Origin of the sequence: Metasolibacillus sp. FSL K6-0083, from assembly GCF_038630865.1 — a bacterium.
GTDB lineage: Bacteria > Bacillota > Bacilli > Bacillales_A > Planococcaceae > Metasolibacillus > Metasolibacillus fluoroglycofenilyticus.
In genome coordinates this window covers 979,347-992,881 of record NZ_CP152046.1, presented here as the reverse complement: position 1 = coordinate 992,881, position 13,535 = coordinate 979,347, and the positions used below count along the sequence as shown (strand labels likewise).

The 13,535-nt window shown below is 38.8% G+C and carries 17 protein-coding genes; 13 read left to right on the top strand and 4 right to left on the bottom strand.

Going from position 1 to position 13,535, the window contains the following annotated elements:
* Positions 1–46: 46 nt before the first annotated feature.
* From MHB51_RS04695 to dacB, 3 genes are all read left to right on the top strand, one after another.
* Positions 47–1,348: a DEAD/DEAH box helicase gene (locus MHB51_RS04695; protein WP_066163925.1), complete on the top strand. Its 1,302-nt coding sequence runs from the start codon at positions 47–49 to the stop codon at positions 1,346–1,348.
* Between the two features lie 12 nt (positions 1,349–1,360).
* Positions 1,361–2,248: a deoxyribonuclease IV gene (locus MHB51_RS04690; protein ID WP_066163922.1), complete on the top strand. Its 888-nt coding sequence runs from the start codon at positions 1,361–1,363 to the stop codon at positions 2,246–2,248.
* A gap of 232 nt (positions 2,249–2,480) precedes the next feature.
* Positions 2,481–3,902, top strand: a complete 1,422-nt coding sequence (dacB, locus tag MHB51_RS04685) for a D-alanyl-D-alanine carboxypeptidase/D-alanyl-D-alanine-endopeptidase (protein ID WP_342559098.1) — start codon at positions 2,481–2,483, stop codon at positions 3,900–3,902.
* A gap of 324 nt (positions 3,903–4,226) precedes the next feature.
* On the opposite strand, the gene MHB51_RS04680 is transcribed toward dacB, so the two are convergent.
* On the bottom strand, positions 4,227–4,466 hold the full coding sequence (locus MHB51_RS04680; protein ID WP_082798955.1) for a hypothetical protein: 240 nt from the start codon (positions 4,464–4,466) through the stop codon (positions 4,227–4,229).
* 104 nt (positions 4,467–4,570) lie between these two features.
* Here MHB51_RS04680 and MHB51_RS04675 point away from each other — a divergent pair, with 104 nt between their 5' ends.
* From MHB51_RS04675 to MHB51_RS04630, 10 genes are all read left to right on the top strand, one after another.
* Entirely contained in the window at positions 4,571–5,317 is a 747-nt protein-coding gene (locus MHB51_RS04675; RefSeq protein WP_107942508.1) for an ABC transporter ATP-binding protein, read from the top strand.
* Positions 5,318–5,330: 13 nt separating this feature from the next.
* Positions 5,331–6,182, top strand: coding sequence for a metal ABC transporter permease (locus tag MHB51_RS04670; protein WP_342559097.1), 852 nt, complete (start codon positions 5,331–5,333; stop codon positions 6,180–6,182).
* A complete protein-coding gene (locus MHB51_RS04665; RefSeq protein ID WP_107942510.1) occupies positions 6,179–6,598 on the top strand; it encodes a Fur family transcriptional regulator in 420 nt (139 codons plus the stop codon). Before MHB51_RS04670 ends, MHB51_RS04665 begins: the two co-directional genes overlap by 4 nt.
* Before the next feature lie 335 nt (positions 6,599–6,933).
* Positions 6,934–7,587, top strand: a complete 654-nt coding sequence (locus MHB51_RS04660; protein ID WP_342559096.1) for a bifunctional adenosylcobinamide kinase/adenosylcobinamide-phosphate guanylyltransferase — start codon at positions 6,934–6,936, stop codon at positions 7,585–7,587.
* 12 nt (positions 7,588–7,599) lie between these two features.
* Positions 7,600–8,367 carry an adenosylcobinamide-GDP ribazoletransferase gene (cobS, locus tag MHB51_RS04655; RefSeq protein WP_342559095.1) on the top strand — a complete coding sequence of 256 codons (768 nt, stop codon included), beginning with the start codon at positions 7,600–7,602 and terminating at the stop codon, positions 8,365–8,367.
* A complete protein-coding gene (locus tag MHB51_RS04650) occupies positions 8,340–8,930 on the top strand; it encodes a histidine phosphatase family protein (protein WP_342559094.1) in 591 nt (196 codons plus the stop codon). The genes cobS and MHB51_RS04650 overlap by 28 nt, the downstream gene beginning before the upstream one ends.
* On the top strand, positions 8,882–9,286 hold the full coding sequence (locus MHB51_RS04645) for a bifunctional adenosylcobinamide kinase/adenosylcobinamide-phosphate guanylyltransferase (protein ID WP_342559093.1): 405 nt from the start codon (positions 8,882–8,884) through the stop codon (positions 9,284–9,286). Before MHB51_RS04650 ends, MHB51_RS04645 begins: the two co-directional genes overlap by 49 nt.
* Complete coding sequence (locus MHB51_RS04640) at positions 9,283–9,774, top strand: ECF transporter S component (RefSeq protein WP_342559092.1); 492 nt, start codon at positions 9,283–9,285, stop codon at positions 9,772–9,774. Before MHB51_RS04645 ends, MHB51_RS04640 begins: the two co-directional genes overlap by 4 nt.
* A gap of 3 nt (positions 9,775–9,777) precedes the next feature.
* A complete protein-coding gene (locus MHB51_RS04635; protein ID WP_342559091.1) occupies positions 9,778–10,458 on the top strand; it encodes a hypothetical protein in 681 nt (226 codons plus the stop codon).
* 252 nt (positions 10,459–10,710) lie between these two features.
* Positions 10,711–11,304 (top strand): DUF3298 domain-containing protein, encoded by a 594-nt coding sequence (locus MHB51_RS04630; RefSeq protein WP_342559090.1) that lies wholly within the window; start codon positions 10,711–10,713, stop codon positions 11,302–11,304.
* A 1-nt stretch (position 11,305) separates the two neighbouring features.
* On the opposite strand, the gene MHB51_RS04625 is transcribed toward MHB51_RS04630, so the two are convergent.
* The 3 genes from MHB51_RS04625 to pgeF all read right to left on the bottom strand — a co-directional run bounded on the left by MHB51_RS04625 (position 11,306) and on the right by pgeF (position 13,523).
* Complete coding sequence (locus MHB51_RS04625) at positions 11,306–12,298, bottom strand: hypothetical protein (RefSeq protein ID WP_066163893.1); 993 nt, start codon at positions 12,296–12,298, stop codon at positions 11,306–11,308.
* On the bottom strand, positions 12,298–12,633 hold the full coding sequence (locus MHB51_RS04620; protein ID WP_066163891.1) for a PadR family transcriptional regulator: 336 nt from the start codon (positions 12,631–12,633) through the stop codon (positions 12,298–12,300). The genes MHB51_RS04625 and MHB51_RS04620 overlap by 1 nt, the downstream gene beginning before the upstream one ends.
* A 140-nt stretch (positions 12,634–12,773) precedes the next feature.
* Positions 12,774–13,523: a peptidoglycan editing factor PgeF gene (gene pgeF / locus MHB51_RS04615; protein WP_342559089.1), complete on the bottom strand. Its 750-nt coding sequence runs from the start codon at positions 13,521–13,523 to the stop codon at positions 12,774–12,776.
* Positions 13,524–13,535: the final 12 nt, after the last annotated feature.

Below are 13,535 nucleotides of genomic sequence, written 5' to 3'. Positions count from 1 at the left end.
AACAGTATTTCATGGTACAATAATAAAGATTTAAGGAGGAGCGATTATGTCGAAATATACAGATTATCAATTAAAACCTTTTTTGCAGGACGCTATTGCAAAATTAGGCTTTGTTGAACCAACACCGATTCAAAAAGAAATGATTCCACTGGTGCTAAAAGGCAAGAGTGCTATTGGACAAGCGCATACGGGAACAGGGAAAACGCATAGCTTTTTAATTCCAATTGTGCAGCGTTTAGATGAAAGCAAGCAAGAAGTACAAGCCGTTATTACTTCACCAACGCGTGAGCTTGCACAGCAAATTTTCGATGCATTACAGCAATTAATCGAAGGAACAGAAATCCAAGCAAAATTATTTATTGGTGGTACGGATAAACAGCGTTCAATTGATAAATTAAAAACACAGCCGCACATCATTGTCGGCACACCAGGCCGTATAAAAGATTTAGTGAAGGAAAATGCGCTGCTTGTGCATACAGCAAATATCCTTGTTGTAGATGAAGCTGACTTAGCATTTGATATGGGCTTTATTGAAGAGATTGATGGCTTTGCTAGCCATATGCCTGAAAGCTTAGAAATGTTTGTATTTTCAGCAACAATTCCAGAAAAACTGCAACCATTTTTAAAGAAATATATGGAATCACCTGTTCATATCCATATGAATGATAAGCGACCAGTGGCTGAAAATATTGATTTTTACTTAGTGCCTGTTCGCTCAAAGTCACGTGATGCGCGCTTGTTAGATGTTATTAAAAGTATCAATCCTTATTTAGCCATTATTTTCTGTAATACGCGTAAAACAGCGGAGCACGTAGCTGGCTATCTAGCTGAGCAAGGTATTCGCGCTGGGCAAATTCACGGTGATTTGAGCCCACGTGATCGCAAAAAAATGATGAAGCAAATTCGTGATTTAGAATACCAATTTATCGTTGCGACTGATTTAGCTGCGCGTGGTATTGATATTCAAGGTATTTCACATGTTATTAATTATGAGATACCAGAGGATTTGGAATTCTTTATTCACCGAGTAGGTCGTACAGCGCGTGCCGGCAATAAAGGGACGGCGATTACACTATTCAAACCAGAAGATGAGGACGCATTAGTTCGCGTCGAAAAAATGGGTATTCCATTCGAGCAAAAAGATGTGAAAAATGGTGAATGGATTGAGCTAAAGGATCGTCACCAACGTCAAAATCGCGTGAAGCATGAAAATGAAATTGATGCGAAAGCAAAGGCACTTGTGCGTAAGCCGAAAAAAGTAAAGCCAGGTTATAAGCGCAATATGAAATGGGAAATGGAAAAAATAAAAAAACGTGAACGTCGTTTGAAAAATAGAGGTCGTAAATAGGGGGATTGAAGTATGTTATTAGGTTCGCACGTATCTATGAATGGGAAAAAAATGCTGCTAGGTGCTAGTGAAGAGGCATTAAGCTACGGTGCTAATACGTTTATGATTTATACTGGTGCGCCACAAAATACGCGTCGCAAGCCTATTGAAGAGCTAAATATTGAGGCAGGACTAGCACATATGCAGGAGCATGGCATGCAAAATATTGTAGTCCATGCACCATATATCATTAATCTTGGAAATACGACAAAGCCAGAAACATTTCGCCTTGGCGTAGACTTTTTACAAGAGGAAATTAGACGCACAGCAGCAATCGGGGCAACACAAATTGTTCTGCATCCAGGTGCACATGTTGGGGCGGGGGCAGACGCGGGTATTGCTAAAATTGTGGAAGGCTTAAATGAAGTATTATCTGAGGAGCATCCCGTGCAAATCGCACTGGAAACGATGGCTGGCAAAGGGAGTGAATGTGGTCGTACATTTGAGGAGCTCGCGCAAATTATTAGCGGCGTAACAAATAATGAGCGCCTTTCAGTTTGCTTCGATACTTGCCACGTCCATGATGCTGGCTACAATATTGTCGATGATTTTGATGGGGTTTTAAATGAGTTTGATAAAATAATTGGCTTAGACCGTTTAAAAGTGTTGCATATTAATGATTCGAAAAATGTGCGTGGTGCAGCAAAAGACCGCCATGAAAATATCGGCTTTGGCGAAATTGGCTTCAATGTATTGAACTATATTGTGCATCATAACCAATTAATGCACATACCGAAAATACTTGAAACACCTTTTGTTGGGGCAGATGCAAAAACGAAAGCAGCACCATATTTATATGAAATTTCCATGCTACGTGATGCAGAATTCCGACCAGCGTTAATAGATGCAATGCGAGGCTAAATAATCAACGCTGTCGGGGCTGTCTAGCAAGTAAATTATTGCTAGGCAGCCCTAAATATTTGCTCACCGATACCCCAATCTATGACTGTTAAGGAAATAAGAGATATTACAGATGGTTTGTGTGATTCACAGATAATCTGTAAGAATGTGCAGATAGCTCATAAAAAATCGCAGTACACTTAAAATAAGTAATATGAAAGGGGGAGGGCGAGTTATTCTCGCTAAATAATAGATGAAAAAAATAACGCAAATGCTTCTAGTTTGTTTACTTTTGATAGGGTTACCTATTACAGCGAACGCACATATGCTTGACCAAGCGATAACGAAAAATATTGGCAAATCACATACAAGTGTGTCATTGCGCTCTTTAACAACTGGTAATGTTTTATATGAGCATAATGGGCAAACGTTGATGAAGCCTGCCTCCACATTAAAGCTCTTAACAGGAAGTGCCGCCTTGCATGTACTAGGGCGCGATTATACATTTTCAACAGAGCTATTTATAGATGGTGTAATTGCAGATGCAACATTATATGGTGATGTATACATAAAGGGTGGCGGGGATCCTACATTACAGCAGCAGGATTTTCTCACTTTTGCAAAAATATTAAAGCGCCACGGCATCCGCAAGATACAAGGCAATTTGTATGGAGATGATAGCGCATTTAGCGGCAATGCATTGACGCCGGGAATCGCTAAGGAAGATGAAACAGAATATTATGCGGCAAGAATATCTGCCCTAACAATGTCTCCGAACACAGATTATGATGCTGGGACGGTTATTGTACAAATAACAGGTGATAAGACTACACAGCCCCCAAGCTTTAGGGTTTTACCAAATGCGAGTGGAATGAAGATTGTCAATCAAGCAAGGACAGTTGCCAAAACAGGCAAAAATACATTAACAGTGAAAAGGCAATATAGCTCTAACACAGTTATTATTGCAGGTAATATTCCACAAGGGAGCACGGTGAAGGAATGGGTAACATTACAAGACCCAACGATTAATACGTTGCACGCCATTAAAAATACTTGGCAATCAACAGGTTTAAACATTTCACAAGTAACAGTTGGACGCAAAGTTATACCTGCAACAGCATCAAAATTATATACAAAAGAATCTTTGCCATTACATAAGCTTTATCCTGTTTTTATGAAGCTAAGCAATAACAGCATTGCAGATATACTAGTAAAAACCTTAGGATTAGAAATGTACGGTGAAGGCAATACAGAAAATGGAGTAGCTGCTTTACGCGATTATGCGTATTCTTTAGGCTTAAACACGAAGCAATGGCGTTTGGAAGATGGTTCAGGTATGTCACATGCAAACCGGGTTTCTGCCAATGAATTGACAGCCTTACTAGCAAAAATGCAGCAGCAGTCAATTTACACTAATTTTTATCAAGGCTTACCAATTGGTGGGCAGGAGGAGCGCTTTGTCGGAGGTACTCTGCGCAAGCGCTTTGATACAAATGCACTTAGAGGACGTGTTGTCGCTAAAACAGGTAGCATTACAAATGTTTACACATTATCGGGTTATGTAACAGCTAAAAGTGGACGCCAATATGCATTTGCCATAATGACTGACAAGAAAAATGCGCAGGCTTTGAAGCAAATAGACCAGCTAGTAGAGGTTATTATTCAGCATTATTAATGAGAGAGGCGAGGCTGTCCAAAAAGCCGTGCATAGCCGGTATTTTGGACAGTGGAGATGATGTTTGACAAACTATTGAATCAACTAAATAGAGAAGACATCTTTTAAAAACATGATGATCATTAGCTTTAGCAGTGTTGATTTTCAATAAAAGTGGAACAATGAAAATCATTATTTTATGCGGCATCAAAATAAAATAGGTTTTTCAGACAACCCCGCATTTCAATGATGTTACATTAAAATAATGGCTATTGAAAATAGAAAAGATTTTTTTGCATTTGAAATAATTTACTATGCCGATGAGAAGCATACAGCCTCGTTCTTTTAATTAAGCAATTGCATTAAATTTTTTCTTTTCTCTTTCCCAATAATTTTATCGACGCTTTTTAAAACATCTTTTGGAATGCCGCTAAAAAGCCAGCTCATATTGGCGCGCGCTAGCAGTGGGCGTAATTGCTTAATTTCTTTGGTGGACAGCTCGATGCCACTTTGTTTCTTTATAAAGGCTTGCACCTGTTGGTCATTCGCATCCATAAAAAAACGCATTAATTCCATTTGATTCATTTATTCATCCTTTCAAGCGTTTTACCTTTACAAATCACAAAAAGTCTACTATACTTTCAAATTGTAAATCGTAATGATTTTGAATTAGAAAGAAGAGAATGAATATGACAAAACCGATTATCCAATTACGCAATGTGTCATTTCAATATGATGGTACACAAGCTTTGAATAATATCTCCTTTCAAGTAGAGCAGGGAGACTTTTTAGCACTATTAGGTCCGAATGGGTCAGGTAAATCAACATTGTTAAAGCTTATACTTGGTTTATTAAAGCCAGCAAACGGTGAAATCGAACTGTTTGGTCAGCCGATACAAGCATTTAAACAGCGACAATGGATTGGCTATGTATCGCAAAAATCAAATGCCTTTAATTCAGGCTTTCCCGCAACAGTTGCAGAAGTTGTCAGAAGTGGCTTGACGAAGAAAATGGGTTTATTTAAGCGTTTTCCAAAAGATGTTGATACACGTGTAGTAGAAGCATTAAGAGCAGTGGGAATGGAAAATTTTGCGATGCGTAATATCGGACAACTATCTGGTGGGCAACAGCAGCGCGTTTTTATTGCACGAGCGCTTATTGCCGAACCGAGGCTACTTATACTTGATGAGCCGACAGTTGGTATCGACCATGAAAATGTGCAATCGTTTTATGATATGCTCGTTAAACTAAATGAGGAACGACAAATTACAATGATTTTAGTTACGCATGATGTGGATATTGTATCAGAACATATTAGCCATGTGGCATGCTTAAATAAAACGATTCATTTTCATGGTTATAAAGATGACTTTGACCATATCTCACAGCAAAAGCTTGATGCGTGGTATGGCCATAAAGTACGAAAGATCCACTAGGAGAGGTAGCAGGATGATAGAAGCAATTTTACGTTACGAATTTTTACAAAATGCCTTTTTTTCAGGGCTAATTATCGGCATTATTGCACCTTTACTTGGCGTATTTATTGTTGTGCGTAGGCTATCGCTTATTGCGGATGCACTGTCACATGTTACGCTTGCAGGGATTGCAGGTAGCTTATATATAAGTCAAAGCTTTGCGGCAATGGCTTTATTGAACCCAATCTATTTGGGCATTGTCGCTTCTGTTAGTGGCTCGATTTTAATAGAGCGTCTACGCCGTCTGTATAAGCATTATGAGGAGCTGGCAATTCCGATTATTATGTCGGGAGGAATCGGCTTAAGTGCAATTTTTATATCATTGGCAAGCGGCTTTAATACGGATTTAATGAGCTATTTATTTGGCTCAGTATCCGCTGTGTCGCGGCAAGATTTATGGATTGTTTTAGCGATTGCAGCAGTTGTTGTTGTCTTTTTACTGTTATTTTTCAAGGAATTATTTGTCCTTTCTTTTGATGAGGAATACGCAAAGGCAAGTGGACTGCCGGCAAAGTGGATTCATTTATTATTTATGGTAGTTGTGGCGCTTGTGATTGCGGCAAGTATGCGCATTGTAGGTATTTTGCTTGTATCGAGCTTGATGACATTGCCTGTTGCTGCAGCGATGCGTCTGGCCAAAGGCTTTAAGCAAGCAATCATTTACGCGATTCTTTTTGGCGAACTAGCGGTAATTATAGGACTTGTTAGCGCCTTTTACTTAAATTTAGCACCGGGTGGAACAATTGTTGTCACATCGATAGTCATATTATTATGTGTGATACTTACAAAAAAATTTAAAACACAAGCAAAGGAGGCAGCGCTATGAATTTGACACGTGCATTGGAAATTTTAAAGGATAATGGCTATAAAAAAACGGATAAGCGGGAGCTCATCTTGAAAATGTTTGAAGAGACGGATAAATATTTAACGGCTCGCGATTTATTAGATGTTTTGAAAAAGGATTTTCCTGGGATGAGCTTTGATACAATTTACCGTAATTTAGCAACATTTGTCGAGCTCGGCATTTTGGACGAAACAGAGATGCAAGGGGAACGAAACTTCAGAATGCATTGTGAATCAGAGCACCATCATCATCACTTTATTTGTCGTGAATGTGGTAGTGTGAAAGAATTACCTTTATGTCCGATGGAATTTCTTGGTGGGAGCTTGCCGAATTTCGAAGTTGAAGCACATAAATTTGAAGTGTATGGCAAATGCCCAGATTGTGTTATCGTGCAGTAATAAATATGTTATAATGACTGAAAAAGGACCGTCTGAAAAGTCATTTCACTTTTTTCACGATGTTTACTGCACCGATAGTGTAGCAACAGGCACAGAAGTCTTCCACCTCGTGTAGATGGCTGAATATAGGAACTTAGTCTAAGAATATCGCATACTAAGATAACGACTGAGTGACCAACATCGTGTTGACCTAAGCTTCGGTGGATATTACAGATTTTAAGAGGTGTTTTCGAGCAAGCTTGAAAAAAATCTGACCTAAAGTTGCCGAGGCGTCATTGATAGATGATTCCTTTGCGATGGAGTATTGTGGCCACCGCAGAGGCAGGGGATTTTTTGTGGGTATTCAATACATCAGTGGGGCTGTCCGAAAAGATATTAGCTTTTCGGGCAGCCCCCTTTTTAGCATTAACTATTTTGGTGGTGGGATGATGGGACGTTTAATATTTGTGACAGGCGGTGTTCGCAGTGGGAAAAGCGCATTCGCGGAGCAATATGCACAGCAGCTTGCGGCAACTAATGATAGCCGTTCTTTGACCTATATTGCGTCAGGAGTAGCCTTTGATGCGGAAATGCAAACAAGAATTGCCAGACACCAAGCAGACCGAGAAGCTAGCGAGGCTATTTGGCATACGCTCGAAATACCAGATGTATTAGAAGAAGAGCTATTCGTATTTGGGAATGCTAAGGTTGTGCTATGGGATTGCTTAACAACATGGCTAGGGAATGTGATATATAAAACAAGCTCAAATAATAAACAAGCTCATGCCATTTCACATTACATTAAATCATTCAAGCAATATATTGAAAAGTGGAAAGAACAAGATATAATTATTTTACTTGTTTCTAATGAGGTATTAGACGAGCCAGCATCGCAATATGAAGAAACAGAATTATATAAGCAATTATTAGGCGAGCTTCATCAATGGATTGTGGCACAATGTGATGAAGCCTATGAAATAGACCATCGATTAAGTAAGCGTTGGAAGTAAGAGGAGGTAAAAATGAAGCATTTCTTAACAGGGCTACTCCTTAGCTTGCAGTTTTTTAGCGTGCTGCCAATTAAGCGAGAACTATCTTTAACGAAAAAAAATGTGACAGCCATGTATATACTTATGCCTCTTCTTAGCTTATTGACGGGTGGAGCGCTTATAGGATTTTTGACTATAAATAATTACTGGCTACAATTATCGCCATTATTAACAGCCGCCATTTTAGTCGTAGGTATGATTGTCATAACAGGTGGTATACATACAGATGGGTTTATCGACACAAGCGATGCTTTTTTTTCCTATCGTGATACAGAAAAGCGTTTAACAATTTTAGAGGACCCAAGGGTAGGAGCCTTTGGTGTTTTAGCAGTTGTCTGTTTATTATTGCTAAAAGTGGGATTTCTCTATGAGGCTTTATTACGTGAAATTAATCTTTTTTACTTTATTGCAATTCCTCTTTTAGCACGTGTTGCGATGCTACTTTATTTCATTACAATGAAAAGCGCAAAAACAACAGGATTAGCTGCTTATTTTAAGGAGCGAGTGCAGACAAGAGCAGTAATTGTAGCCTGTGTTTTTTATAGCCTGCTTGTCATTAGCTTTGCACTGTATATGGGCGACTGGTCACTACTTGCTTTATATATTATGATGCTATGTAGCCTGCTTTTCTATCGCCATTGGTCAAATAAAAACTTTGCAGGAATGACAGGGGACTTACTTGGTGCACTTTATGAAGGGATGGAGCTTGTGCTATGGGGGACGCTATTACTATTCATTTAATTCGTCACGGTAAAACGCAGGCGAATACTGAACGAAAATATATTGGGCATACGGATGAACCAATTTTGCCATTGCAGCCGGTGCACATTGCCGTACAGCCTACCATTGTTTATGGAAGTGACTTAAAACGCTGTCAGCAGACGGCAGCCTGCTATTTTCCGCAAGTACCTTATGAGGCGAGCGCGGATTTACGTGAGCTTGATTTTGGGCAGTTTGAAATGAAAACATATGAGCAATTAAAAGACGACCCACACTATAGAAAATGGTTAGCAAATCCTGCGCAAGTAACACCTCCATCTGGTGAAAGCTTTCAAGCGTTAAAAGAACGAGTAGGGCATGCTGTACAACAAATTATTACAGGGCCAGGTCAGTATACCTTCGTTGTACATGGAGGGGTGATTCGTTTATTGTTGGCACAGTTTTCACAGCAGCCATTTGAAGGCCTACATGCAGAGCATCATCTACTATATAGCTGCTATTGGTCACATTTTTCTGCATGGAAGGAGGGAGAGCGATGCACGTCTATATCGGAGGTGCCTATAATGGTAAACGACAGTATGTAAGACAGCATTATAAACAGCAGCATATTTTTGAGGGACATTTACCAGAGCCGACTGCTTTTAGGCAGCAAGATGTTGTAATCCTAGGACGCTTTGAAGAAATGGTCAAGCGGCTTGCCCATTTAACAGAGGATGAAATTGTAGCTATATTAATGGAGAAATTGCAGCAGCTAGATGCTCAGGCAACAGTAGTATGTATTTGTACAGATATGGGAAGAGGCATTGTCCCACTAGAGAGAGAGCAGCGATTTCTACGAGATACTTGTGGTAGATTGTATCAAGCGATGTTTGCATATAGCGAGCAAGTGACACGCATTTGGTACGGTATTCCGCAAATAGTAAAGGAGAAGGGACTATGACGAGAGAAAATTTACGTTTTATCGTTTTAACGGCATTATTAGCAGCCTTATGCGCAATAGGAGGGCTTGTTAAAATACCTGTTTTTATCGCGTCAGCCGCGCTTGATTCGGCTCCAGCATTATTAGCCGCCTTTGTGCTGCCGCCTATTTATGCAGGCTTTGTGGGTGCTTTAGGACATCTGGCAACAGCGCTAAGCTCAGGAATGCCGTTCGGCTCATTTCATGCTATTATTGCATTTGAAATGTTCACGATTATTTGGATTTTTGCACGTTTACATAAAGCGGGCTTTGCTAAAACGAAATGGGCTTGGATGCTTGTCGCAAATGGTTTTATAGCTGCATTACCATTTTATTTTTTAATTTCACCAGCCTTTTACATCGGTGCATTGCCGGGTTTATTGCTTGCTACAGTCATTAATATTGGAGTGGCTATTGTCTGTGCTCCTGTACTCCAACGTGTGAAAAAAATGGTGAAATGGGAGGGGTAAGCAATGCGAAACGCTATCCGGCTTGATTCCACAACCATTTTAACAATAGACAATTCAGGGTGTATCGGTGAAAAAGATGCTGACTATGTTCAAGTGCCGAATGAAATTGTCGCTTATTTTGCAACGCGAGTGGCACTTTTAGAGCAATGGTGCGCTGGAGCCGAGCCAAGTCATTTAGTATTAGCGAACTTTACAGGAGAAACTGCTTGGGCTGACTATGTGAGGGGCTGTCAGCGACAATTTGAAGAAATCGGAAAAGACTTACCACCAATTGTAGGCTCAACAGAATCCAATTTTTCTGCGTTGCAATCAGGCTTAAGCTTAACGATGATTGGAAAAAGGAAGTTTACACCAACAATTGTAAATTGCCACTACTTTGTAATTGGGCAACCTTTAGTAGGGCAGCAAGTAATGGAGCATAGACAAGATGTGGCAAATTTACGCGAGCTTTATACACTGTTACAGGCAGATGTTATTAAAGCATTATGGCCCTGTGGCTCTAAAGGAATCAGTGTGGAAATCACTGCGTTTACAGGGCAACGATTTGACTGCACTGTAGATATGAAGAGCTCCGCTGGTCCCGCAACAGCTATTCTTGTTGCTGTCGAAGAAACTAATATTGAGCAGTTATATCAAGCGATATCGGCGCCGATTTATCGTTTAGAAAAAATCGAGGCTTTCTAAAACGAATGAATTATATTTAGTACGATGAAAATATAATTTTACTTATTCATTATAAACGGAAGGGTGAAGATGTTAGATTTACTGTTTACACTCTTTTGAAACGAGCTACTGTACTTTTTTAAGTTTAATAAAACGTCCGAGAAGCAGTGCTCCGCACGTTTTTCGGACGTCCCTCATGGATAAAAGACTTTTGACTAGCATACAATGTCAAAAATGAGAAAAGAGTTGGTTTTTTTGTCTTTTACATTTCCAGTGACAACGCAAACGCATACTGTCCAAAATACGCCACAGCAAATTATTTACTATCCTCAAGCAATACAAATGCATAATCCTTCATTACAATTTTTTATTAATCAAACAATCGTCCATGAAACGCAGCAATTAATAAATAAACAAGCAGGTAGTATGCCTTCTACAATCGAGCAAATGCTAGGCACATATGAGCTGAAAAATAATCAGCGCGATGTGCTCAGCTTAACGCTATCGAACTATGTTTATTTTTATCATGCCGCACATGGGATGACGGTTGTTCAACCGCTGACATTTGACTTGAAAAAAGGAGAGCTATGTCAGTTGAAAGATTTATTTAAACCAAATAGCGATTATGTCAACGTCATATCTCGGCATATTAAGGAGCAAATAAAAGAGCGCAATATCCCAGTAATTGAGCCATTTACGACCATTTCACCAAATCAATTTTTCTATATTGCAGATAAAACACTCGTTATTTTCTTCCAATTATACGATTTGGCACCGTATTATTATGGCTTACCAATGTTCCCAATTTCGGTGTATGAACTTGCCGATATCGTAGTAGAAGATGGACCACTTGGGAGAATGATGTAAGTTATATTTTTGCTTTATGAAAGCCTTTATAAATATCAATACAAGTTGTAATGATAATTGTAATTATTGTCAAAATAACGATGTAGCTTAGACTTTGCTCGATTTTTATAGTAGCGATATTCATTAAATTAGCTAAATAAGGAGCAAGCTCAGCATTTATTAAATTTGTGTTGCGAATGATAATAATAAAAATGACAACACTAATTAATTTAATTATAAGATTTGCTATGGCCATATTCATTGTCCATACCCGAAGCTTCAGTTTGTATAAAAGTAGCACAATTTCCAATGCAATAGCTAGTAGGAAAAATGGGGCGAATGCCAACAAAGTTTGTTGCTGGAAAATAGGCATAACGAACAGCAAATTACCACTGTCAGTAGTTTGGTGTATACCGATAAAATGCCCTGCTGTGAAATAACAAATCGTAAAAATAATAAACCAGCCAAATTCAAATAATATTTCACCGATAGAAATTCCTTTTTTATCAGGAATTATTTGTACTTTGTCTAACTCCTCTACTGTCCATTCTTCATTCACCGTTAAATTTCTAACACCGCTACGCTCTAAAATAACAAAAGTAATTGTTATCCAAAACAACACATGCAATGCCACCATGATTAAATCTACAATACTAAAACTCACAAATTTAATTAAAATTGCTAGAATAGATTGTACTTCATTAAGTAATAAAATATTTTGGACGACTTGCACAATAAGCGTTATTAATAGTGCCCATGGCAATATCAATTTAATTGTATCGACGTATGAATCATACAGCGAAGGTCCAATTAAATAACGCGCTTCATCACGATAATTTGCAGCAAGATGAGCAGGGCTACCAAGCTTTTCTAAAGCAAGCTTAATATCGTCTGCACTGTAATTGTCTGGTAGCATATCTTCAATTGTTGATGTCAGCTCAAGTGCAATATCATTTCGGCTTTTTTTAGGTAATCTACGTGTTACCTCATACACATACGCTTCAATTAACTTCATTATTTATCATCTCCTTGTAACAAAGTATTTAATTCACTTGCTAAAGTTAGCCATTCTGTTTTTAGCTGCTCAAAAATTTCATTGCCATAATTGCTAATTACGTAATATTTACGTGGTCTGCTTTCAGTTGTATCCCAACTACTTGTGACAAGTTCTTGCTTTTCTAAACGTCTTAGCAGGGGATATAGCGTGTTTTGTTCAATACTAACGCCTGCTTGTTCTAAGCGCTGAACAAGTGAATAGCCATACTGAGGTGTTTGTAATTGGCTTAAGACGGCTAAAGTCAACGTGCCGCGTCTCAATTCTATTGTGAAAGAATCAATTAACGAGCTCATATAATCCACTCCTTATATACTGTGTATAGTACAGTATAGTGTATTGTATGTCAATGTATGTTATCTTGATTACAGTTTTGCAAATTTCTTTAAAAAAACCGCCTGAAATCGGAATTTTGATTTCAGGCGGCTTTTCTATTTTATTTACGTACAACAAAAATCATATGTCTACCACAAGTTTTTTGTTGGCGGTAGGAGAAGCCATGTGCTGCGTCGTATGTACATGTTCGGTCGAGCTGTATATTTTCTGTTGGCACACCAGCTAGTAGACATTGCTGTCGTACGGTGAATTGATTGTCGATATGATATTTTTTTGTTGGCTTATGAAAGTACATAAAATCATCAGCATAGCCAAGCGCTTGAAACTGCTTATATACATCTGCATCTACTTCAAAGCGTTGCTGACTTAACGCCATGCCAATTTGCACGTGAAAATCAGTAGGGTTGTTTCCTTCCTCCATTAATTTTTGTAGCAATTTTGCTGTAATTTCTTTCACAGTTCCTTGCCAGCCACTATGAATTACGGCACATAAACCTGTTGTGGCATTCGTTATGATAACAGGCACGCAATCTGCTGTAAAAATCGCGAGTACAATTCCTTGCTCATACGTATACAGGGCATCCGTTTGCGGGATGGCAGATGCTTGATTTTCTGCGCCGTTACCTTTTTGGGATTTCGTTATCTTTTGAAAGTTTGCACTATGTGTTTGTTCTGGGCAAACAAAATCTTTTAGTAAATAGCCAATTTCGTTAGCAAGTTGCTGGCGATTTTGAAGAACAGTCAGTGGGCTTTCAGATGTGTAAAATGCCATATTATTGGATTCCATGCTATCGTTCTTCAGTGTTATTCCAGCTAAAAAATGCTCGTTATTCATATAAAGTTGAAGCATTAGCGTACAACC